The sequence below is a fragment of the Rhizobium sp. GR12 genome, assembly GCF_036596185.1.
Lineage (GTDB): Bacteria > Pseudomonadota > Alphaproteobacteria > Rhizobiales > Rhizobiaceae > Agrobacterium > Agrobacterium nepotum.
This window is the reverse complement of sequence record NZ_JASXTH010000019.1, coordinates 1-20,293: the sequence shown is the minus strand read 5'-3', so window position 1 is coordinate 20,293 and position 20,293 is coordinate 1. Positions and strand designations below refer to the sequence as shown.

The following is a 20,293-nucleotide window of genomic DNA, read 5'->3' as shown; positions in this document are numbered from 1 at the left end:
TTACCGGACGGGGCGCGGTTTAGTCACCTTGCGCCTTAACATTCCGGAAATAGGCAAAACCGGCGACGATGACAAGGGCCGCCGCCAAACCATACCACGTTATCGCATATTGCAGGTGATTGTTGGGCAAATCTATCAGCGTCACCCCGCCCTGCGGCCAGCCGCCGGGGTTCGGCGCATCATCGGCATCCACGAACAGATTGACCAGCCGGCCGGGCGGGATATCGACGCTCGAGGCCATCGCCGCCAGATCCTTCCAGTAGAAGATGTTCTTGGCGATATCATTGTCCGGCAGCATGGAAGACGGTTTTGCGACAAGCGGCGCACGCGCCAGCCCGTTGATCTGCACGTCGCCCGCCACCTGCCCGTCAGGCCGCTTGGCCGGTTCCTTCATCTCGAAGGGCACGAAGCCGCGATTGACGAAAAGGATGCGCCCATCGGCAAGCGACAGCGGCGTATAGATGTAATAACCGGTTCTGCCCTGATGGGTGGCGAAGAAATGCCGCTCGCGGGTATGGTCGAAAATGCCTGACAGCCTGACCCTGCGATATTCGATATCGCCACCGCTTTTGGCCATGGCCTCGATATCGGAGAGCGGCACCGGGCTCGCACTCAACCGTTCCTCGATATCGGCAATCAGGGCCTCTTTCCAGTGGAGCCGCTTCACCTGCCATGTGCCGAGCCCGAGGAGGATGGCGAGTGCGAGCAGGACGAGCGGCGCGGCAAACCAGATGTGTCTTTCCGCCGTCTTCATGTGGGAAACATCATTCACGATCAAGCCTGCCTTCGCTTGCATTGTTGCGGTATTGCAGGGCAATCATGATCCCCTTCAGCTTGCGCAGCAGCACGAGCGAGACAATCACCGTGAACGGCAACCAGAGCATGACATGCACCCAGACGGGCGGCGCAAAACGCTGATCGAACCAGAGCGCCAGCCCGACGACCAGAAAACCCATGATCAGCATGACGAAGACGGCCGGGCCATCGCCCGCATCGGCAAAATCGTAATCCAACCCGCAGGCGCTGCATGCGGGTTTAAGGGTCAGGAAGCCATCGAACAACCGGCCGTTGCCGCAACGCGGGCAGCAGCCTTTTAAGCCCACTTTGATGGGGTCGACGGGCGCGAAGTTGCCGTCTCCGGGTTCTGACATGGTGAGATCTCCCGCTTCAGCTTGCAAACCCTCTGCTGGAAAGAGGCTCAAGCACGAGGGCGGCATAGCCGCCCGTGAAGTGTTGACGAAGGACTAACCTCCCTCCTCCGTCATCCTCGGGCTTGACCCGAGGATCCAGATCGGCGGCGCAGTGGGTCCTCGGGTCAAGCCCGAGGATGACGCCGAGCGTGCGGGAAGCTCGCTCCCAAACAGAAGCAATCGCATGTTGCTCGGCGTTGCACCTTAGTTTCTTCTCCCCACAGGGGAGAAGGTGGCCCGAAGGGTCGGATGAGGGGGCAAGCTTTCGGGATTTCGTGAGCCTGGCCCCCTCATCCCGCTGCCGCGACCTTCTCCCCACCGGGGAGAAGAAGACTGGCCGCGCCCTCTCATTTCATAGGTGATACCCCTGCCCGAAACCTCGGCGCGCTATCTGGAGCAATTACCCGTGCACCGGCGCGCCCCAGCCACCCCAGATATAGATGGCGAAGAACAGGAACAGCCAGACGACGTCGACGAAGTGCCAGTACCAGGCGGCGGCCTCGAAGCCGAAATGCTGCGTTGGCGTGAAACCGCCGGCAATGGCCCGGAACAGACAGACCAGCAGGAAGACCGTGCCGACGAAGACGTGGAAACCGTGGAAACCGGTCGCCATGAAGAAGGTCGCGCCATAGATCGAGTTCTTGAAGTCGAACGGGGCGTGCATGTATTCGTAGACCTGCACGGTCGAGAACAGGACGCCGAGCGCGACGGTCAGCGCGAGGCCGCTGATCAGGCCCTTGCGGTCATTGTGCAGCAGGGCATGGTGCGCCCAGGTGACGCAGGTGCCCGAAAGCAGCAGGATGACGGTGTTGTAGAGCGGCAGATGCCAGGGATCGATGACCTCGATGCCCTTCGGCGGCCATTGCCCGCCGGTATATTCGAGGCGGGACGCCTGAATGGCCTCATGCGGAAACAGGCTGGCATCGAAATAGGCCCAGAACCACGCAACGAAGAACATCACCTCCGAGGCGATAAACATGATCATGCCGTAACGCAGGTGAAGCGCGACGACGCGGGTATGGCTGCCCTCATTGGCTTCCTTGATCGTGTCCGCCCACCATGCGTACATGACATAAAGCACGATGACGAGACCGATGTAGAAAAGCCAGGGATTGGCCATTTCCATACCGAACAGCTTGAAGGAGCCGGCCGACAGGTAACGCATGTAGCAGACGCCGCCGAAGGTCAGAATAAAGGCGCCGATCGAGGCCAAAAGCGGCCAGGGGCTTGGATCTATGATGTGGTAGTCGTGGTTCTTTTGATGCGTATCTGCCATGTGCGACAATCCCCGAATGTCTTTTCCCTGACCCGGCCTTCCTGAAAAGGCCCGAGTCTCCTCTCACAATTTGCTTTCGCCAGATTCAGTCTTTACCGGCAAGGACGCAACCGGTTTTTCGGTTTTGGCCGGATAAAACGTATAGGACAGCGTCAAAGTATGAATGCTTTTCGTTTCGCGCGCCGTGGCGATATCCGGATCGATGAAGAACACCACCGGCATTTCGAGCGTTTCGCCCGGCTGCAGCGTCGTTTCGGTGAAGCAGAAACACTCCACCTTGTTGAAATAGGCGCCCGCTTCCATGGGCGTGACGTTGAAGACCGCCGTGCCCGTGGTCGCCACGGGTGAGCGGTTTGTCGCCTTGAAGTTGATCTGCACCGTTTCGCCGATCTTCGGCGTGACCTGCCTGTCGACCGGGCGGAAATCCCAGTTGAGACCGTTCGACGTATTGGCGTCGAAAGTGACGTTGATGGTCTTGTCGAGGATGACGTCGGAATATTGCTCGACGCGCTGCGTCGTGCCGTTATAGCCGGTGACGCGGCAGAACAGGCTGTAGAGCGGAACGGCGGCATAGGCCATGCCGATCATGCCGCAGAAAAAAACGACACAGAGCACGAGGATGGAGCGATTGCTCACCCGCTGCGTGCCGGCCGTTGCCTTATCTGCTCCAATATTCGCCATGTCCTCCCCCTCTCCTCCGGTCATGCACTTGACGTCAGGCCGTCAATGCGAGCCGATCTTTATGATGGTGATGACGTAAAACAGTACCACCAGACCGGCGAGCAGGACGCCGAGCGCGATATTGCGCCCACGTCTCGATCTTTTCTGCGCCGCGCTCAGTTCCACCGTTTCCATTAAAGAACTCCCGAAATCACGGCCTTAAGGGCCGGAGCGAAATGATCGGCCAACAGGCCGGAAAAGATGGCGAAGAGGTAAAGCACCGAATAGGCGAACATCTTCTTGGCGGGCAACATCTTCTCGTCACCATCAGGCATGCGCCGGACATCGAGCGAACAGTAGACGAAGATCACGCTCAGCACGGCGGCGAAAATGCCGTAACCCACGCTCGCCAGACCGGTGAAATATGGCGCGACCGCCGCTGCGGCAGTCAGAACGGCATAAACGATCATCTGGTTCTTGGTGGAGCGTTCGCCCGCCACGTTCGGCATCATCGGAATGCCGACGGAGCCGTAATCGCGCATCTTGAACAGCGCCAGCGCCCAGAAATGCGCAGGTGTCCACAAGAAGATGATGAGGAACAGGATGACGCTGTCGAGCGAAACGCCGCCGGTGACGCAGGCCCAGCCGAGCATGGGCGGGAAAGCGCCGGCCGCACCACCGATGACGATGTTCTGCGGCGTCGAGCGTTTCAGCCACATCGTATAAACAACGGCGTAAAAGAAGATGGTGAAGGCGAGCAGGCCGGCGGAGAACCAGTTGACCGCAAGGCCGAGGATGACCACCGAAAAGGCCGAGAGCGTGAGGCCGAAGGCGAGCGCCTCGCCCGGTGCGACGCGGCCCGATGGGATCGGCCGCTTGGCGGTGCGGCTCATCACGGCGTCGATATCGGCATCGTACCACATGTTGAGCGCGCCGGACGCACCCGCGCCAACGGCGATACAGAGAATGGCGATGACACCGAGGATCGGGTTGATATGGCCCGGCGCCAGCACGAGGCCGGCAAACGCCGTGAAGACGACGAGCGACATGACGCGCGGTTTCAGCAATTCGAAATAATCGCGCGCGCCGGCTTCCGAAAGTTCGGAGCTTTCCACGCCAAGCATCTCGCGATTGTCGATAACGGTCATGTCCTGTCCTGTTTTCCTTCGGACGCCGCTTGTCGCGGCATCCCTTGCACCGGCCCGAAAACCTGATGTCGTTTTCGGCATGCACGGTGCCTTGATTTGTTCTTTGCGGCAGTCACCGGAATAAAAGCGACCAATGCCATCCTAGCCCAGCACCTGGCATTTATCACGTCGAGCGTCCGGGTTCGCTTGGACAAAATGCCTCACGCCACCGGATACGCCTTCAGATGCGGGAAACGACATGAAACGAGGCCATGCCAATCCCTTTTTCAGCCATCGGAATGCGCGAGCCCTGCCCGCGCCTTCCGGTCCGGCATTCAGCGAATGCGCGGAAGCTGTTCCCACTGGTGGTAAGGCGGCGGCGAGGACAGCTGCCATTCGAGCGTCGTCGCACCCTCACCCCAGGGATTGTCGCCGGCGACCCGCTTCTTGGCGAAGGCTTCCCAAACGCCGAAGAGGAAGATCAACACGGCAACAGCCGAGATATAGGAACCATAGGAAGACACCAGGTTCCAGCCGGCATAGGCGTCGGGATAATCGATGTAACGACGCGGCATGCCGGCAAGGCCGAGGAAGTGCTGCGGGAAGAAGATCAGGTTCACGCCCACGAACATCACCCAGAAATGCAGCTTGCCGATGAACTCGTTGTACATGTAGCCGGTGATCTTCGGGAACCAGTAGTACCAGCCGGCGAAGATCGCGAAGACGGCGCCGAGCGACAGCACGTAGTGGAAGTGCGCCACCACGTAATAGGTGTCATGCAGCGAACGGTCGAGACCGGCATTGGCGAGCTGGACGCCGGTAACACCGCCGACCGTGAACAGGAAGATGAAGCCGATCGCCCAGATCATCGGGGTCGAGAAGGTCAGCGAACCGCCCCACATCGTCGCGATCCACGAGAAGATCTTGATACCCGTCGGCACCGCGATGACCATGGTTGCGAAGACGAAATAACGCTGCGCTTCAAGCGAAAGACCGACCGTGTACATGTGGTGCGCCCACACGATGAAGCCGACCGCGCCGATGGCGACCATGGCATAGGCCATGCCGAGATAACCGAAGACCGGCTTCTTGGAGAAAGTGGACACGATGTGGCTGATGATGCCGAAGCCGGGCAGGATCAGGATGTACACTTCGGGGTGGCCGAAGAACCAGAACAGGTGCTGATAGAGGATCGGATCGCCGCCGCCTTCCGGCGAGAAGAATGCCGTGCCGAAGTTGCGGTCGGTCAGAAGCATGGTGATGCCACCCGCCAGAACCGGCAGAGACAGCAGCAGCAGGAATGCGGTGACCAGAACCGACCAGGCGAAAAGCGGCATCTTGTGCAGCGTCATGCCCGGAGCGCGCATGTTGAGGATGGTGGTGATGAAGTTGATCGCGCCGAGGATCGAGGACGCGCCGGCGATGTGCAGCGAGAAGATCGCAAGATCCACTGCCGGTCCCGGCATGCCGTTGGTCGAAAGCGGCGGATACATGGTCCAGCCGCCACCCACGCCGTAACCGCCCGCCGGACCTTCGACGAAGAGCGACATGAGCAGCAAAATGAAGGCCGGAACGATCAGCCAGAAGGAAATATTGTTGAGGCGCGGGAAAGCCATATCCGGCGCACCGATCATGATCGGGATCATCCAGTTGGCAAAGCCGCCGATCATCGCCGGCATGACCATGAAGAAGATCATGATGAGCGCGTGCGCTGTCGTGAACACGTTGAACATGTGCTTGCCGCCGTCGATGGCGGCATCGCCCTCGAAGCCGTAAACCATGGAGGCCAGACCGTGGAAGATCTGGATGCCAGGCTCCTGCAGTTCCATGCGCATGACAACCGAAAGCGCGCCGCCGATGATGCCCGCCATGATGGCGAAGATCAGATAGAGCGTGCCGATGTCCTTATGGTTGGTGGACAGGAACCAGCGGGCGAAAAAGCCCGGCTTATGGGAATGATGCGCGTCATGCGAATGATCGTCATGAGCGTGCGCATCTTGAGCGGAATGACCATGCGAGTGATGATCGTCGTGTGCGGAAGGTCCAGCCATTGTCGTCACTCCAGGTGTCAGTTGGTTTCGTTGGCGGCAACGTCGACCGTGCGCGGAGCGCCGTCAACGGAGGCCATCAGCGCCCGGTTCGCGCCGTTCAGATCAGAAGCGGCGGCGGCGTGCCAGGCGTTGTACTGCTGTTCGGAAACCACCCGAATGGCGATCGGCATGAAGGCGTGGTCCTTGCCGCAAAGCTCGGAACATTGACCGTAATAGAGGCCTTCCTTCTCCGGCTTGAACCATGTTTCGTTGAGGCGGCCCGGAACGGCGTCGATCTTGACGCCAAAGGCGGGCATGGCGAAGGCATGGATCACGTCGGTCGGCGCCGCCGTCACCAGAAGGCGAACGGTCTTGCCGACAGGAACCACCATTTCATTGTCTACGGCAAGAAGACGCGGATAGCGGGCCTTGTCCTCCTTGCCCGCAGCCGCGCGGTCCTGCTCCTTCAGCAGGTAGCTGTCGAAGGAGAGCGGCTCGGCGCCCTCAGCGGCCTTGTATTCGTAGCTCCAGAGCCACTGCGTCGCCGTCGCCTTCAGCGTCAGGTCCGGGTTTTCCGGCTGCGTCAGCTGCGCGTTCAGAAGATTGAACGAGGGGAAAGCGAGGAACATGAGAATGAGAACCGGCGCAAGCGTCCACACCACCTCGATCGCCGTATTATGGCTGGTCTTGGAGGGCACCGGATTTTTCGCCGCGCGGAATTTCAAGGCGACGATGACGAGCAGCGCAAGAACGAAAAGCGTAACCGGAACAATGAACCAGAGCGTATATTGTTCGAACCAGCGTATTTCGTGCATGATCGGCGTGGCGGCCTCCTGCATGCCCATTTGCCAATGCACCGGCTGATCGGCGTGGGCGCCGACAGCCGTGAGCAGACAGGTCATCCCCGCCAGTGCTGCGTAAATCCTATTCGTCACGGTACCCTCTCCCTCACACGTCTGATCTTGATCAATCACAAACGCAGAATCCATGCTTATGTTACCAACTTCAAACCACAGTTTGTCCTCTGCCGCAATATGCGTAAGGACACGGACGACAGGCAAATTTGCCATTGTTCGTCCTTGACCGAGTTTCCCACGTCCCGCACCCGGCTGGATGTGCCGGACGCGCTTTCCACCAGTCAAAAACCGGCGCGGCCCTTTGTTTCACCCGGTTTTCAGCGGGTTCCGCGACCGGCTTTAGCCGCCGGACACCGGCTGCCGGGAGGGCAAATCACGCGCTCGTGCAGGTGGATGCGTCCTATTTCCGCCCAACTCGGCTGGAATTGAGGTACCAAGGCTTTTTTTTCCGGATTATGGCGTCAAAATAGCCGCACTGATTCGAATCCCAGAGGTATCCATGCGTCTTTCCCCGCTCGCGCGCACTTTTCTTGCTGCCGCCGGTCTTGCCATCATCGCTCCTGCCGCTGCGGCGCTGGCGCAACAGCAGCCGCCCGGAACGCCGAAGTCGACGCATGGCGCATGGTCGGTGATCTGCGACAAGCCGGCCGGCGCGTCCGAAGATCAGTGCGCCCTGATGCAGAACGTGATCGCCGACGACCGCCCGGAAGTGGGGCTTTCGGTGGTGGTGTTGAAGACGGCCGACCGCAAGTCGCGCATCCTGCGTATCCTGGCGCCGCTCGGCGTGCTCCTGAAGGACGGCATGGAGCTTTATATCGACAATAATAATATCGGCCGCGCCTATTTCACCCGCTGCTTCTCCGAAGGCTGCTATGTCGAGGTCGATATCGACGACGAGCTGCTGAAGGTTCTGCGCGCCGGCAAGAACGCTGTTTTCGCCCTGCGTGAATCCGTCGATCAGGATCGTGTCGGCATTCCGATCGAGCTGACCGGCTTTGCCGAAGGCTACGACGCGCTTCCCTGAAGCCTTGTCATAGAGAGACAGCCTTGCGTCTGACGGCTCCAGTGCCTAAATCGTCAGGAACGATAAAGACTGGAGCCTTCGATGACCAACGACCTTGTAAATCTCTTCGATTGCGACGAGACGCAATTGCGCAAGCTGGTCGCGGAAGCGCTCATCGGCGCGGATGATGGCGAGCTGTTCATCGAACATGCGCAGGCGGAGTCGCTCACCTTCGACAATGGCCGTCTCAAGGGTGGCTCTTTTAACACCGACCAGGGTTTTGGCCTTCGCGCCGTCGCAGGCGAGACGGTCGGTTATGCCCATGCGGGTGAGCTATCGCAAAGCGCACTGAAGCGGGCTTCCGATGCGGTGGGTGCGGTTACCAAGGGCTATTCCGGGTCCTATGCCGCAGCTCCCCAGCGCACCAACAAGAAACTTTACGGCGACGAAAACCCGATCGGCAGCCCAAGCTTCGAGGAGAAGGTGAAGCTTCTCACCGAAATCGACGCCTATCTGCGCGACAAGGATGCAAATGTCCGGCAGGTCACGGCGACGATTTCCGCAAGCTGGCAGGTGGTGGATATTCTGCGTGCCGACGGACATCGCGTCAGCGATATCAGGCCCATGACCCGCATCAATATTTCCGTTGTCGCGGGCGAAGGCGACCGGCAGGAGAGCGGCTCCTACGGCATTGGCGGACGCGTCGGCTTCGGTGATTTCATCACCACTGAAAGCTGGCAGCACGGCGCCGATGAGGCGCTGCGCCAGGCGCTCGTCAACCTGACCGCCATCGATGCGCCGGCCGGCACCATGGATGTGGTGCTCGGCTCCGGCTGGCCCGGCGTCATGCTGCACGAGGCGGTCGGCCACGGTCTCGAAGGCGATTTCAACCGCAAGAAGACCTCGGCCTTCGCCGGCCTGATGGGCGAGATGGTCGCCGCTCCCGGCGTGACGGTCGTGGATGACGGCACCATCGACAGCCGTCGCGGCTCGCTCACCGTCGATGACGAGGGAACACCGTCCGCCTATAATGTGCTGATCGAGAACGGCAGGTTGGTAGGTTATATGCAGGACCGCCAGAACGCCCGGCTGATGGGCGCGAAAGCCACCGGCAACGGCCGCCGCCAGGGTTATGCCTATGTGCCGATGCCGCGCATGACCAACACCTACATGCTATCGGGCGACAAGACGCCCGCAGAGATCATTTCCTCGGTCAAAAAAGGTATCTATGCCGTTTCCTTCGGCGGCGGACAGGTGGACATCACGTCAGGCAAATTCGTGTTCGGCTGCACCGAGGCCTATCTGATCGAAAACGGCAAGATCGGCGCGCCGGTCAAGGGTGCGATGCTGATCGGCAACGGACCGGACGCGATGAAGCGCGTCTCGATGATCGGCAACGATTCCAAGCTCGATACGGGCATCGGCAATTGCGGCAAGGCCGGGCAATGGGTGCCGGTCGGCGTCGGCCAGCCGCATCTGCGCATGGACCAGATCACCGTTGGCGGCACGAAGGCGTAGTTTCGGGGTGCGGGAGTTGCGCTTCACGATGTTTGCAGCTCTGGAGAACGTACCACACGCGCGCATCGTTCTCCGTCATTCCGGCCTCGAGCCGGAATCCAGCCGACACGCGTCCGCGTGTCGAGATAAGTCTTTTCAGCCCAAGGACTTGGGCTGGCTGGATACCGGCTCAAGGCCGGCATGACGGCAGGGAGAGAGTTGCGGCCGGCGAAACGTTGAACCTGCCGCGACAAGCTCAGCCCATAACACCGCACATGGCTGCCATGATGAGGATTCCTCTGGCACGCCGCCGAGAAGACGATAAGATCGCCCATCACGACAGGCCTCTTCTCCCATCGCCCGGCCTGCGCGGCAAAGGAGACCATGACCATCATACGAAATGCCCTCGTCCCGGAACTAGCCGTCAGCGACTGGCAGAAAAGCCGCGCTTTTTATTGCGACCTGATCGGTTTTCATGTGGCCTATGAGCGCGCCGAAGAGGGCTTCACCTACCTTGCGCTGGGTGATGCGCAGCTGATGATCGACCAGATCGGCGCGACCCGGACCTTCGTGGCGGAAAATGCAGCGCTTGAATTTCCGCTGGGTCGCGGCATGAACCTACAGCTCGCCGTCCCTTCCCTGCTGCCGATCCTGGCGCGGCTGGAGCGAGCCTCGATCGATCTTCTCCTGCCGCCGGAGGAAAAATGGTACAGGCGCGGCACCGTCGAAGTCGGCAACCGGCAATTCGTGGTCGCCGATCCGGACGGTTACCTGATCCGCCCGTTCGAAAGCCTCGGCGAACGCCCCTTCCGGTTCGGTTGAGCCGGCATGCTGCCTTTTCTCCCGCATGCTGTCATTTTCGACATGGACGGATTGCTGATCGAAAGTGAGGCGCTTTATCGCGACTCCTTTCTGGCGGCGTCAGATGAAGGCGGCCACGGAATGCGGGTCGAGACCTACCAGAAAGTCTGCGGCAGCCCGTGGGATGTCATCACCGGAACCATTTTCGCCGATTATGGCGCGGATTTTCCGATCGATAGCTTCCGCGATGCATGGCTCCGGCATCTTGCCGTGATGATGGCGGAAGGCGTGGCGCTGAAACCCGGCGTCATCGAAATCCTCGATCTTCTCGACCGGCTCGACATCCGCCGCGCCATCGCCACGTCCTCGCGGCACGATTCGGTCACGCGACACCTCGGCCCTTACGATCTTCTCAGACGTTTCGACACCATCGTCGCGCGCGGCGAGTATACCGACCCGAAGCCCTCGCCCATGCCCTATCTGACCGCCGCAAAGCGTCTCGACATCGATCCGGGCCTTTGCCTGGCGCTTGAGGATTCCTGGCACGGCGTCCGCTCCGCCTCCTCGGCGGGCATGATGACGATCATGGTGCCGGATGTCGCGCCGCCGACCGACGAAATGCGGGAGAAATGCATCGCCGTTTCAAGCGACCTTCATGCGGTGGCAAGCCTTTTGCGGTATGCACAGCCGTCAGCGGTGTGAAAGCGCGTCACATGCCTTTAGTCATTGGTCTTTATGGTGACGCGCATATCGGCTGACAGGCCGATGCTGTTCGAATTCATTGTCGGCGCATCCATAAACGGAGTGGTCATGCTGCTTGTCGCCGTGTCGCTCGCGACGCTTATACTGCTCGCCCTTTCCGCATTTCAGATTGTCCTTGTGGCGGGTGCGCCCCTCGGTCGCTTCGCCTGGGGCGGCGAGCACAGGGTCCTGCCCGCCACGCAACGCATTGCCAGCGTGGGATCTGTCGCGATCTATGCCCTTGCCGCATCTTTTCCGCTGCAAAAGGCGGGTTTCATCAGTCTCTGGCCGGCAGACTGGATCGAGCCCAGCATCTGGATCATCGCCTGCTATTTCGCGGTGAGCATCGGATTGAACGCAATGTCGCGAAGCCGTGCGGAGCGGCGGTACATGACGCCGGTAGCCGCCATTCTCGCAATTCTGTTCTTTATCGTCTCGTTCTCATAATCGCGGCAGTGGCAGGCAGCGCCAAGGTCGAATCTCATTCCACAAACTGTCATACCGACGGCGTAAAACGCCACTTGCGCTCTATCGATCCTTCGATATCCAGCCCCTTGTGGTGGGCCAGCAGCAGCACATGGCCTAGAAGATCGGCGGTTTCGTCGGCGAGATCGCGTTTCATCTCGTCTTCGCTTTTGCCTTTGCTGCGCCCCCGCCCCGTCAGGCGGTTCCAGGCCTGCGTGACCTCGCCGATCTCTTCCTGAAGCTTCAGCATGTACCAGTCGGGATCGCGGACGATCCCGTTTTCCTCGGCGTATTTTTGCGAGGCCTCTTCGAACTGGCGCATCATGACAGCAAGCATTTGTTCATCCTTTGTTCATGAGATACAACTCTAATCACGATTCTCCGGCGACGTCGACCCGAAAGGGCGCATACGACCGTGAACGGAAATTTCCGCGACAGGCGCCTGCATGCGGGATAGGAAAAGGCATTCGAAACCGTGCAGTCATCCATGTCTCAACTCGATTTTTTCTCGGCCCTCATCACCGCGCATAGCCCGTCGCTGCTTGCGATGTTTGCGGGCGCTGCCTTTCTCGCCGGCCTTGCCCGCGGCTTTTCCGGTTTCGGTGCAGCGCTCATCTTCATTCCGCTTGCCAGCGCCATCGTCGGGCCACGCGTTGCTTCGGCGGTTCTGCTGGTGGTGGACGGCGTCCTGACGCTCGGCATGATACCGCCCGCATGGCGCATGGCGGACCGGCGGGAAGTTTTCATCATGGCGGCTGGCGCGCTTGTCGGCGTGCCGATCGGCACCATCCTGCTTTCCAGCGGAGATCCCCTGACCCTGCGCTGGATCATCTCCGCCGTGGTGGTCGTGCTGCTGCTGTTTCTGGTTTCCGGCTGGCGTTACAGCGGTCGGCCGAAAACGCCGCTGACCCTGTTCACCGGGCTTATTGCCGGGCTTTTTTCAGGCGCTGCGCAACTGGGTGGTCCGCCCATCGTCGCCTATTGGCTTGGCGGCGCCCTCAAAGGGGCTTTCGTGCGCGCCAACGTCATTCTCTATTTCGCGATTTCGACGGTAATTTCCGCTGCCAGCTATTTTCTCGGTGGCCTTTTCACCGCCGATGTGCTGGTTTTTTTCCTGCTGGCCCTGCCGTTTTACGGGGCTGGTCTTTATGCCGGCGCGCGGCTGCACGGGCTCGCCGACGAAGCCGCATTCCGGCGCATCTGCTATGGCCTGATCGCCATTTCCGCCATCATCGGCCTGCCGCTGTTCGATGCGCTGCTGAAATAGGCGGGCCGAGAACGACCCGCCCTCCGCCGCCTTCACGGATACATGCGAACCTTGGACCAGGGCTCATCCGGCGTCTCGCGACGGAATTCGACGCGGTCGTGCAGGCGGAACTTGCGGTCGTGCCAGAACTCGATGCTGACGGGGCGAATGCGGAAACCGGACCAGTAGGACGGGCGGGGAATTTCACCGATCGCATATCTGGCGGTATATTCGGCAACGGCCTTTTCCAGCGCGAAACGGCCTTCCAGCGGCCGCGACTGCTTCGACGCCCAGGCGCCGATGCGGCTGCCGCGCGGGCGTGAGGCGTAATAGGCGTCCGCCTCCGCATCGCTGACGATCTCCACCTCGCCGCGCAGACGCACCTGCCGTCGCAGGCTTTTCCAGTGGAAACACATGGCCGCCTTTTTCTGGCCCAGAATCTCGCGTCCCTTCTGGCTTTCGAAATTCGTGTAGAAAACGAAGCCGCGATCATCCACGTCTTTCAGCAGCACCATGCGCACATTCGGCAGACCGTTTTCATCGACGGTTGCCAGCGCAACCGCGTTCGGATCGTTGATTTCGGAAGCCGTCGCATCCTTCAGCCACTCGGCAAAAAGTGTGAACGGTTCATTTTCTTCCGTGAAGTCACTGGATGTTAACCCCGTTTCCGACATATTGACTAAAATACTCCCGAGCTGATTTGGACCCCAGAGATGATCTCTGGTGAAAGATGGTGACCGTCATAGCAAAGTCGAACAGTCGAACAAAGGGCCTCCTTTCGTCGATAGCGGAAGTTTCCGCCATCGTGTCATTGCTCGTTGTGCTGAGCGGTTGCGTCAGCCTCGATCTGTTCGGCGGCGATAAAATCGACCGCACGCTTTCCACCGCTTCCGTTCCCAACCAGCCGAACAATGGCCAGCAGACGGACGACGCGACGATCCGCAACGCGGTAACATCGGCCGATCTTACCAAGCTTGCCGACCAGCCGCTGCCCTGGGCCAATGCCGCAACCGGCAGCGCCGGCGTCGTCACCACCATTCACGAAGACAGATCCAGCGGTTTCGTCTGCCGCGATTTCAGGACGACGCGCCACTCCTTCGAGGGCATTGCGAGCTATGCGGGACAGGCCTGCCTGTCGGAAACCGGCGAATGGTTACTCACCCGCTTCGAGCAGAAATAAACTGTTTACCCTGGTACAGGGAATAAAGCCTGCCGCACGGCAGCGCGCAGTCCCCGTAAAGAACTGATTAGCAACTTATTGCAACAGTCGACGTTGAGTAAACCGAGGGCGTGCTGGCGAATGATCGCGGGCATCCCTTTTCGGAGGGGTTTGTTTCAGGATTGCGCCATGAGCGGCAGCACACGCCTGAGCCAACGTAACTGGTGTTTCGCATGCGCGATCCGTATTCCATCCTCGGCGTGAAACGTGACGCCCGCCACGAGGACATCAAAGCCGCCTGGCGCACGAAGGCGAAAACCGTCCATCCGGACGCCAATCGCGACGATCCCGACGCATCGGCGCGATTCGCCGAGGTGGGGCAGGCTTATGATCTTCTGAAAGACCCGAAAAAACGCGATCTTTACGATCAGGCCCGCAAGGCGGCCGAGAAAAAGCAGCGCGGCGAAACCATCATGCAGCAGCGGGAGGCGGCACGCGAGGCCGCCGAACGCGCCAAGGTCGCTGAAAGACTGATGGAGGAACTGGCCCGCGCGGATGCCCGCAACAGGGCGCAGACCGGCCAGAAAACCGACGGCCGGCCGGAAACGGCCGAGGATATCGTCGAGCGGATTTTTGGCGCCGAGGCGCAGAACGACCCCAAGGTGCAGCAGGCGGCGGAAGCGGCGAAAGCTGCGGCCAGCGGCGCAAGAGGCTATATGCCGGGCGCCGGCGAAACCGGACAGCCCGGTGCCGCCGACGACAAATCCGCCCCCGCCTCGCTTGCCACCAATCTCTTCAGCGCGCTCGTGCGCCGCTTCCGTCCTGCCCAGCCGGCGCCGGAAAAGGCGCCTGATATCACGGCGGAAGCCACCGTCACGGTCGCCGACCTTCTGGAACGCAAATGGGTGACCGTAGCACTTGGTGAAGAACGCGACGCCCGTTTCCAGCTCGAGCCCGGAATGACCGAGGGCCATGTGGTGCGGCTGAAGGGACAGGGGCTGAAACTTCCCGGCATGGCGCGCGGCGATCTTTCCGTGACATTGCTGGCGGCGCGCGACGACGCCTTTTCCCTTCGCGGTTTCGATATTCATACGACGTTGCCGATCTCGCTCAGTGATGCGGTTCTGGGTTGCGAAACGAAGGTTGGGACGCCGCTTGGCGAGGAAACCGTTACCATTCCGGCCTGGTCCGGCTCTGATCGGGTGCTCAGACTTGCCGGCAAGGGCCTTGCCGACGGCAAGGGCGAATATGGCGATCTCGTCATCGAACTGCGCATCATCCTGCTCGAAAAGCCGGACGAGAAGGTGACCGACCTGATGCGGCATATGCGCGAAGGCCTGTATTTGTGAAAGTTTCGCGAATAGGCGGGACAACGCACCCTTTGTTACGCTCCCTAACAGTAGATGATCCCCGGCAATCTTGAACAGGATTGCAGCCTATGCCATAGGCAGGATCAATCGAAAGTATCAGGGAGCACAAAATGGCTCAGGCATCCGGCCTTATGGCTGGCAAACGCGGCATCATCTTGGGTGTCGCCAATAATCGTTCAATCGCTTGGGGCATTGCCAAGGCCTGTGCCGACGCGGGCGCTGAAATCGCGCTCACCTGGCAGGGCGACGCGCTGAAGAAGCGTGTCGAACCGCTGGCGCAGGAACTGGGTGCCTTCATGGCCGGCCATTGTGACGTGACCGACCTCGAGACGATCGATGCGGTTTTTGCCGGGCTGGAAAAGCACTGGGGCAAGATTGATTTCGTCGTGCATGCGATCGCCTTTTCCGACAAGGACGAGCTGACCGGCCGCTATCTCGACACCAGCCGCGACAACTTCAACCGCACCATGGACATCTCCGTCTTTTCGCTGGCCGCCATTGCCAAGCGGGCAGAGCCGATCATGAATGACGGCGGCTCGATCATCACGCTGACCTATTACGGCGCCGAGAAGGTCATGCCGAACTACAACGTCATGGGCGTGGCCAAGGCCGCACTTGAGGCCAGCGTGCGTTATCTCGCCGTCGATCTCGGCAATCGCGGTATCCGCGTCAACGCCGTTTCCGCCGGCCCGATCAAGACGCTTGCGGCCTCCGGCATCGGCGATTTCCGTTACATTCTGAAATGGAATGAATATAATGCGCCGCTGAAGCGCACCGTTTCCATCGAGGAAGTCGGCAAGTCGGCGCTTTACCTGCTGTCCGACCTTTCGACCGCCGTGACCGGCGAAATCCACCATGTGGATTCCGGTTACCACACCATCGGCATGAAGGCTGTGGACGCGCCCGATATTTCGGTGGTCAAGGACTGAGCCTACCGAACTTTGAAACAGGGGTATCGCCTTGCTCGTCTATGTGATCCGGCACGGACAAACGGACTGGAATGCGATACGCCGGCTTCAGGGTCAGAAAGACATTCCGCTCAATGATTTCGGCCGCGAGCAAGCGGTCGGCAACGGCAAGGTTCTGGCGCAAATTCTAGGCGCTTCGGCGAATGATTTCGATTACGTGGCAAGCCCGCTCGGGCGCACGCGCGAAACCATGGAACTGATGCGCGGGGCGATGGGGCTCGATCCCCTCGCCTACCGCACCGACGATCGTCTGGTCGAGGTTTCCTTCGGCGACTGGGAAGGCCAGACCCTGCCGGAGTTGAAAAAAGAATTTCCCGACCGGGTGAAGGCCCGCAAGGCCAACAAGTGGGATTTCATTCCCCCCGGACAGGACGCCGAAAGCTACGAAATCCTCTCCTGGCGCATCGGCGCATGGCTTTCCTCCGTCGAGGTCCCCACCGTCTGCGTCTGCCATGGCGGCGTGATCCGCTCGATCTTCAGGCTGGTATCCGGCATGGACAAGGACGAGGCCTCCCGAACACCAATCCCGCAGGACCGGATCTTGAAAGTCGAGATCGACAGGAATGTTGCAGACTGGGCTTCTTGAGCGAAGCACTGTCCTCGCATGTGGCACGGCGATGCGGCCTGCTTCTTCTCCCCGGCGGGGAGAAGGTGGCCCGAAGGGTTGGATGAGGGGGAACCCCCACCGAATATCGCTACCCTCGCCCCCTCATCCCGCTGCCGCGACCTTCTCCCTGGCGGGGAGAAGAAACGGATGCAAATGCTCGTTCACAATAGCGTTTTGCCTTAGCGACCAAGCCATCAACGGAAGGGCCTTACTGCACGACCTCGAGATCGTCGACCACGCGTTTTCCGTCGACTTCCGTGTAGAAGACAACGACTTTCACGCCCGCCTTCAGGCCTTCGAAATTGAATTCTTCCGGCACACGGTAATTCTTGCCGTCGTTGAGCGTGATGCTCAGCGCATTCACGTCGATCTTGCTGATCGTCCCCTCGACATCGACGCTCTGGGCGTAGCCGTTGATGGGCATCAGCAGGTTGGTGGCGGCCAGAAGGGCGGCAATCATCATACGCATCGATCTAGCTTTCGTGGATTTGTGTGAAAACCTTACATGCATGAAGAATTGCCTTTCGAATGTGGCGGAAATTGCCCGCAACCATGACATTTTCGGCCCAATTGATGAACGGATTTTGGACCGCGTTCAAGTCGTTAGTGATTTTTACACCGCATTTCACAGCAATATTGGAAAACTGCGAAATAGCGTGGAAAACGCCCGCGCTTTTACACTTTCGTCATCTCGAAAAACTTGCACGCCTGCTCGAATCATTTCCCCCCTGCCCGGTCGGCTGCCACGACGAAGCCTGTCGTTTTCCGGCCGGCCCGACGTCGTGAACGGTGCGTCACCTTCTTATCGGACTTGCGATGAAAGAAAGGCTTTTGCCTTGGTCCGATTTTCTACTATGACAAATCCGCTTGTTTTAAACGGCCCCTGTCCGCAGGCGCGCCCTCGTTTTCCGGTCTAGAGAAATATGTCGCATAACAGCTTCGGTCATCTTTTTCGCGTTACCACCTGGGGAGAAAGCCATGGCCCCGCTTTGGGCTGCGTGGTGGATGGTTGCCCGCCCGGCATTCGCTTCACGCTGGCCGAGGTGCAGCACTGGATGGACAAGCGCAAGCCCGGCCAGAGCCGCTTCGTTACCCAGCGTCGCGAGGATGACATCGTCAAGGTCCTGTCCGGCGTAATGCTGGACGAGGACGGCGAGACGATGATAACCACCGGCACGCCGATCTCCATGCTGATCGAGAATACCGACCAGCGCTCCAAAGATTACGGCGAGATCGCCCGCAGCTTCCGCCCCGGCCATGCCGACTTCACCTATGACCTGAAATACGGCATTCGCGACTATCGCGGCGGCGGACGCTCCTCCGCACGCGAGACGGCGGCCCGTGTCGCCGCAGGTGCAATCGCCCGTAAGGTGGTGCCGAGCCTCACCGTGCGCGGCGCGCTGGTGCAGATCGGCAAACACAAGATCAACCGTGACAATTGGGATTGGGATCAGGTCGACCAGAACCCGTTCTTCTGCCCGGACCCGGCCATGGTGCCGGTGTGGGAAGAGTATCTGGATGGCATCCGCAAGTCGGGATCGTCGATCGGCGCTGTCGTCGAAGTCGTGGCGGAAGGGGTTCCGGCCGGTATCGGCGCGCCGATCTACGCCAAGCTCGATCAGGACATCGCTTCCAGCCTGATGTCGATCAACGCCGTCAAGGGCGTGGAGATCGGCGAGGGTTTTGCCTCGGCCGAGCTTTCCGGCGAGGAAAACGCCGACGAGATGCGCATGGGCAATGACGGCAAACGGATTTTCCTGTCCAACCATGCGGGCGGCATTCTGGGCGGCATCGCGACCGGCGAGCCTGTTATCGCCCGCTTCGCCATCAAGCCCACCTCCTCCATCCTGACGGAGCAGCAGTCCATCGACGCCGACGGCCGCAATGTGGATGTGCGCACCAAGGGTCGTCACGACCCCTGCGTCGGCATCCGCGCCGTGCCGATCGGCGAGGCGATGGTGGCCTGCACCGTTGCCGACCATTATTTGAGAGATCGCGGCCAGACCGGCCGGTTAAAGTAAGGTAGACCCGAAATGGCATATGATCAGAAACGTGTCGTCGACGCCATCCGTGCTTTCGAAGCCGGCGAAATCGTCGTCGTGACAGATGACGACGACCGCGAGAACGAAGGCGACCTGATCATTTCAGCGGTTCATTGCACGCCCGAAAAAATGGCGCTCATCGTGCGCCACACTTCCGGCATCGTCTGCGCGCCCATGCCGCGCGAGGAAGCCAAGCGGCTGAACCTCAACGCCATGGTGGCGGAAAACGACAGTGCGCACACGACAGCCTTTACCGTCAGCGTCGATTTCAAGCACGGCACCACGACAGGCATTTCCGCCGATGACCGCACGCTGACGGTGCGCAACCTCGCCAACCCGAATGTCGGCGCGTCCGACTTTACCCGGCCGGGTCATATCTTCCCGCTGATTTCCCGCGAAGGCGGCGTGTTGATGCGCTCCGGCCACACCGAAGCAGCCGTCGATCTCTGCCGGCTCGCCGGCCTGCCGCCCATCGGCGTCATCAGCGAGCTGGTGAACGATGACGGCACCGTGATGCGCGGTCCGCAGGTTCTGGATTTCGCCGACAAACACGGCATGAAGCATGTTTCGGTCGCCGATCTGATCGCTTATCGCCAGCGTAAGGAAACGCTGGTCGAGATGGAGTCCTCCTTCACTATCGAAACGCCCTTCGGCCCCGCAAAGGCGCAGACCTATTCCCTGCCCTGGGATCCAATGCAGCATATGGCGGTGATTTTCGGCGATATCCGCGATGGCGTCGATATTCCCGTTCGCCTGCACCCCGAAAACGTTGCCGACGACGTGTTCGGCGACCGCCAGCCGGTGCGGCATTATATGCAGAAGATCGCCGAGGAAGGCCGCGGCGTCATCGTCTACCTGCGCGAAGGTTCGGTCGGCGTCGGCCAGGTGTCAGGACGGCGCAAGGCGCGTGACCCCGACGAGGCGCACGCCCAGGCTCGTTCGCGCGAAAACGAATGGCTGGAAATCGGCCTCGGCGCGCAGATCCTCAAAGACCTCGGCATCAGCTCGATCAAGCTGATGACGACACGCGAACGTCACTATGTCGGGCTTGAAGGTTTCGGGATCAAGATTTCGGCAACGGATATCGGGTGATTTAGGGACGTCGGCAAGGTCCGAACGTCAATCCGTGGATCGTTGAACATGGAGCGAGCGCGTGCCGCTTGTTTCTTCTCCCCGCCGGGGGCTGTTGCAAAACCGTTGAACTATGATTCACTGTCTTTATCGACGGAGGATTGTTTGATGGTTGAGAAGAGC

General features: G+C 60.2%; 24 protein-coding genes. 13 read left to right on the top strand and 11 right to left on the bottom strand.

Going from position 1 to position 20,293, the window contains the following annotated elements; genetic code table 11:
• Positions 1-19 precede the first annotated feature (19 nt).
• The 8 genes from QSK43_RS24725 to coxB form a co-directional block, all read right to left on the bottom strand.
• Positions 20-754: an SURF1 family protein gene (locus QSK43_RS24725; RefSeq protein WP_332305735.1), complete on the bottom strand. Its 735-nt coding sequence runs from the start codon at positions 752-754 to the stop codon at positions 20-22.
• Positions 755-764: 10 nt separating this feature from the next.
• Positions 765-1,151, bottom strand: a complete 387-nt coding sequence (locus QSK43_RS24720) for a DUF983 domain-containing protein (RefSeq protein WP_332305697.1) — start codon at positions 1,149-1,151, stop codon at positions 765-767.
• Between the two features lie 439 nt (positions 1,152-1,590).
• Positions 1,591-2,466 (bottom strand): cytochrome c oxidase subunit 3, encoded by an 876-nt coding sequence (locus tag QSK43_RS24715; protein WP_332305696.1) that lies wholly within the window; start codon positions 2,464-2,466, stop codon positions 1,591-1,593.
• A gap of 63 nt (positions 2,467-2,529) precedes the next feature.
• Positions 2,530-3,147, bottom strand: coding sequence for a cytochrome c oxidase assembly protein (locus tag QSK43_RS24710; RefSeq protein WP_045021010.1), 618 nt, complete (start codon positions 3,145-3,147; stop codon positions 2,530-2,532).
• 42 nt (positions 3,148-3,189) lie between these two features.
• Complete coding sequence (locus QSK43_RS24705) at positions 3,190-3,321, bottom strand: hypothetical protein (protein ID WP_045021008.1); 132 nt, start codon at positions 3,319-3,321, stop codon at positions 3,190-3,192.
• On the bottom strand, positions 3,321-4,274 hold the full coding sequence (locus tag QSK43_RS24700) for a heme o synthase (protein ID WP_332305695.1): 954 nt from the start codon (positions 4,272-4,274) through the stop codon (positions 3,321-3,323). Before QSK43_RS24700 ends, QSK43_RS24705 begins: the two co-directional genes overlap by 1 nt.
• A gap of 314 nt (positions 4,275-4,588) precedes the next feature.
• Positions 4,589-6,304: a cytochrome c oxidase subunit I gene (gene ctaD, locus QSK43_RS24695; RefSeq protein WP_045021005.1), complete on the bottom strand. Its 1,716-nt coding sequence runs from the start codon at positions 6,302-6,304 to the stop codon at positions 4,589-4,591.
• 17 nt (positions 6,305-6,321) lie between these two features.
• On the bottom strand, positions 6,322-7,185 hold the full coding sequence (coxB, locus tag QSK43_RS24690) for a cytochrome c oxidase subunit II (RefSeq protein WP_434785100.1): 864 nt from the start codon (positions 7,183-7,185) through the stop codon (positions 6,322-6,324).
• A gap of 454 nt (positions 7,186-7,639) precedes the next feature.
• On the opposite strand from coxB, the gene QSK43_RS24685 reads away from it, so the two are divergent.
• The 5 genes from QSK43_RS24685 (at position 7,640) to QSK43_RS24665 (ending at position 11,629) form a co-directional block, all read left to right on the top strand.
• A complete protein-coding gene (locus QSK43_RS24685; protein ID WP_003511775.1) occupies positions 7,640-8,164 on the top strand; it encodes an invasion associated locus B family protein in 525 nt (174 codons plus the stop codon).
• Positions 8,165-8,245: 81 nt separating this feature from the next.
• A complete protein-coding gene (gene tldD, locus QSK43_RS24680; protein ID WP_332305693.1) occupies positions 8,246-9,661 on the top strand; it encodes a metalloprotease TldD in 1,416 nt (471 codons plus the stop codon).
• A 363-nt stretch (positions 9,662-10,024) separates the two neighbouring features.
• Positions 10,025-10,462, top strand: coding sequence for a bleomycin resistance protein (locus tag QSK43_RS24675; RefSeq protein ID WP_332305692.1), 438 nt, complete (start codon positions 10,025-10,027; stop codon positions 10,460-10,462).
• A gap of 6 nt (positions 10,463-10,468) precedes the next feature.
• Positions 10,469-11,143, top strand: a complete 675-nt coding sequence (locus tag QSK43_RS24670; RefSeq protein ID WP_332305691.1) for an HAD family hydrolase — start codon at positions 10,469-10,471, stop codon at positions 11,141-11,143.
• Positions 11,144-11,251: 108 nt separating this feature from the next.
• Positions 11,252-11,629 carry a hypothetical protein gene (locus QSK43_RS24665; RefSeq protein ID WP_045021170.1) on the top strand — a complete coding sequence of 126 codons (378 nt, stop codon included), beginning with the start codon at positions 11,252-11,254 and terminating at the stop codon, positions 11,627-11,629.
• A 49-nt stretch (positions 11,630-11,678) separates the two neighbouring features.
• On the opposite strand, the gene QSK43_RS24660 is transcribed toward QSK43_RS24665, so the two are convergent.
• Positions 11,679-11,984, bottom strand: a complete 306-nt coding sequence (locus tag QSK43_RS24660) for a MazG nucleotide pyrophosphohydrolase domain-containing protein (protein WP_332305690.1) — start codon at positions 11,982-11,984, stop codon at positions 11,679-11,681.
• Between the two features lie 150 nt (positions 11,985-12,134).
• Between QSK43_RS24660 and QSK43_RS24655 the strand changes: the two genes are divergently transcribed.
• Complete coding sequence (locus tag QSK43_RS24655) at positions 12,135-12,914, top strand: sulfite exporter TauE/SafE family protein (protein WP_332305689.1); 780 nt, start codon at positions 12,135-12,137, stop codon at positions 12,912-12,914.
• A gap of 32 nt (positions 12,915-12,946) precedes the next feature.
• Here the strand turns inward: QSK43_RS24655 and pdxH are convergent, their stop codons facing one another.
• Positions 12,947-13,567: a pyridoxamine 5'-phosphate oxidase gene (pdxH, locus tag QSK43_RS24650; RefSeq protein ID WP_045020989.1), complete on the bottom strand. Its 621-nt coding sequence runs from the start codon at positions 13,565-13,567 to the stop codon at positions 12,947-12,949.
• Positions 13,568-13,698: 131 nt separating this feature from the next.
• On the opposite strand from pdxH, the gene QSK43_RS24645 reads away from it, so the two are divergent.
• The 4 genes from QSK43_RS24645 to QSK43_RS24630 all read left to right on the top strand — a co-directional run bounded on the left by QSK43_RS24645 (position 13,699) and on the right by QSK43_RS24630 (position 16,976).
• Positions 13,699-14,073, top strand: a complete 375-nt coding sequence (locus tag QSK43_RS24645) for an RT0821/Lpp0805 family surface protein (RefSeq protein WP_267884617.1) — start codon at positions 13,699-13,701, stop codon at positions 14,071-14,073.
• 212 nt (positions 14,074-14,285) lie between these two features.
• Entirely contained in the window at positions 14,286-15,401 is a 1,116-nt protein-coding gene (locus QSK43_RS24640; protein ID WP_332305688.1) for a DnaJ C-terminal domain-containing protein, read from the top strand.
• A 131-nt stretch (positions 15,402-15,532) separates the two neighbouring features.
• Positions 15,533-16,351, top strand: a complete 819-nt coding sequence (fabI, locus tag QSK43_RS24635; RefSeq protein ID WP_045020986.1) for an enoyl-ACP reductase FabI — start codon at positions 15,533-15,535, stop codon at positions 16,349-16,351.
• 31 nt (positions 16,352-16,382) lie between these two features.
• Positions 16,383-16,976 (top strand): histidine phosphatase family protein, encoded by a 594-nt coding sequence (locus QSK43_RS24630; protein WP_332305687.1) that lies wholly within the window; start codon positions 16,383-16,385, stop codon positions 16,974-16,976.
• Positions 16,977-17,205: 229 nt separating this feature from the next.
• On the opposite strand, the gene QSK43_RS24625 is transcribed toward QSK43_RS24630, so the two are convergent.
• Positions 17,206-17,466: a DUF1344 domain-containing protein gene (locus QSK43_RS24625; protein ID WP_045020982.1), complete on the bottom strand. Its 261-nt coding sequence runs from the start codon at positions 17,464-17,466 to the stop codon at positions 17,206-17,208.
• 83 nt (positions 17,467-17,549) lie between these two features.
• Here QSK43_RS24625 and QSK43_RS24620 point away from each other — a divergent pair, with 83 nt between their 5' ends.
• The 3 genes from QSK43_RS24620 to ribB all read left to right on the top strand — a co-directional run bounded on the left by QSK43_RS24620 (position 17,550) and on the right by ribB (position 20,131).
• The gene (locus QSK43_RS24620) at positions 17,550-17,783 is read left to right on the top strand and encodes a hypothetical protein (protein ID WP_332305686.1); all 234 of its coding nucleotides are present in this window, start codon (positions 17,550-17,552) and stop codon (positions 17,781-17,783) included.
• A 137-nt stretch (positions 17,784-17,920) separates the two neighbouring features.
• Positions 17,921-19,018 carry a chorismate synthase gene (aroC, locus tag QSK43_RS24615; RefSeq protein ID WP_332305685.1) on the top strand — a complete coding sequence of 366 codons (1,098 nt, stop codon included), beginning with the start codon at positions 17,921-17,923 and terminating at the stop codon, positions 19,016-19,018.
• A gap of 12 nt (positions 19,019-19,030) precedes the next feature.
• Positions 19,031-20,131, top strand: coding sequence for a 3,4-dihydroxy-2-butanone-4-phosphate synthase (gene ribB, locus QSK43_RS24610; RefSeq protein WP_045020978.1), 1,101 nt, complete (start codon positions 19,031-19,033; stop codon positions 20,129-20,131).
• The last annotated feature ends 162 nt before the right edge of the window (positions 20,132-20,293 follow it).

What these genes read in the sequence shown, in the direction of transcription:
- QSK43_RS24725 (WP_332305735.1), bottom strand. Translation starts at nt 754, where the DNA reads ATGAAGACGGCGGAAAGACACATCTGGTTTGCCGCGCCGCTCGTCCTG.
- QSK43_RS24720 (WP_332305697.1), bottom strand. Translation starts at nt 1,151, where the DNA reads ATGTCAGAACCCGGAGACGGCAACTTCGCGCCCGTCGACCCCATCAAA.
- QSK43_RS24715 (WP_332305696.1), bottom strand. Translation starts at nt 2,466, where the DNA reads ATGGCAGATACGCATCAAAAGAACCACGACTACCACATCATAGATCCA.
- QSK43_RS24710 (WP_045021010.1), bottom strand. Translation starts at nt 3,147, where the DNA reads ATGGCGAATATTGGAGCAGATAAGGCAACGGCCGGCACGCAGCGGGTG.
- QSK43_RS24705 (WP_045021008.1), bottom strand. Translation starts at nt 3,321, where the DNA reads ATGGAAACGGTGGAACTGAGCGCGGCGCAGAAAAGATCGAGACGTGGG.
- QSK43_RS24700 (WP_332305695.1), bottom strand. Translation starts at nt 4,274, where the DNA reads ATGACCGTTATCGACAATCGCGAGATGCTTGGCGTGGAAAGCTCCGAA.
- ctaD (WP_045021005.1), bottom strand. Translation starts at nt 6,304, where the DNA reads ATGGCTGGACCTTCCGCACACGACGATCATCACTCGCATGGTCATTCC.
- coxB (WP_434785100.1), bottom strand. Translation starts at nt 7,185, where the DNA reads ATGACCTGTCTGCTCACGGCTGTCGGCGCCCACGCCGATCAGCCGGTG.
- QSK43_RS24685 (WP_003511775.1), top strand. Translation starts at nt 7,640, where the DNA reads ATGCGTCTTTCCCCGCTCGCGCGCACTTTTCTTGCTGCCGCCGGTCTT.
- tldD (WP_332305693.1), top strand. Translation starts at nt 8,246, where the DNA reads ATGACCAACGACCTTGTAAATCTCTTCGATTGCGACGAGACGCAATTG.
- QSK43_RS24675 (WP_332305692.1), top strand. Translation starts at nt 10,025, where the DNA reads ATGACCATCATACGAAATGCCCTCGTCCCGGAACTAGCCGTCAGCGAC.
- QSK43_RS24670 (WP_332305691.1), top strand. Translation starts at nt 10,469, where the DNA reads ATGCTGCCTTTTCTCCCGCATGCTGTCATTTTCGACATGGACGGATTG.
- QSK43_RS24665 (WP_045021170.1), top strand. Translation starts at nt 11,252, where the DNA reads ATGCTGCTTGTCGCCGTGTCGCTCGCGACGCTTATACTGCTCGCCCTT.
- QSK43_RS24660 (WP_332305690.1), bottom strand. Translation starts at nt 11,984, where the DNA reads ATGCTTGCTGTCATGATGCGCCAGTTCGAAGAGGCCTCGCAAAAATAC.
- QSK43_RS24655 (WP_332305689.1), top strand. Translation starts at nt 12,135, where the DNA reads ATGTCTCAACTCGATTTTTTCTCGGCCCTCATCACCGCGCATAGCCCG.
- pdxH (WP_045020989.1), bottom strand. Translation starts at nt 13,567, where the DNA reads ATGTCGGAAACGGGGTTAACATCCAGTGACTTCACGGAAGAAAATGAA.
- QSK43_RS24640 (WP_332305688.1), top strand. Translation starts at nt 14,286, where the DNA reads ATGCGCGATCCGTATTCCATCCTCGGCGTGAAACGTGACGCCCGCCAC.
- fabI (WP_045020986.1), top strand. Translation starts at nt 15,533, where the DNA reads ATGGCTCAGGCATCCGGCCTTATGGCTGGCAAACGCGGCATCATCTTG.
- QSK43_RS24625 (WP_045020982.1), bottom strand. Translation starts at nt 17,466, where the DNA reads ATGCGTATGATGATTGCCGCCCTTCTGGCCGCCACCAACCTGCTGATG.
- QSK43_RS24620 (WP_332305686.1), top strand. Translation starts at nt 17,550, where the DNA reads ATGACATTTTCGGCCCAATTGATGAACGGATTTTGGACCGCGTTCAAG.
- aroC (WP_332305685.1), top strand. Translation starts at nt 17,921, where the DNA reads ATGTCGCATAACAGCTTCGGTCATCTTTTTCGCGTTACCACCTGGGGA.
- ribB (WP_045020978.1), top strand. Translation starts at nt 19,031, where the DNA reads ATGGCATATGATCAGAAACGTGTCGTCGACGCCATCCGTGCTTTCGAA.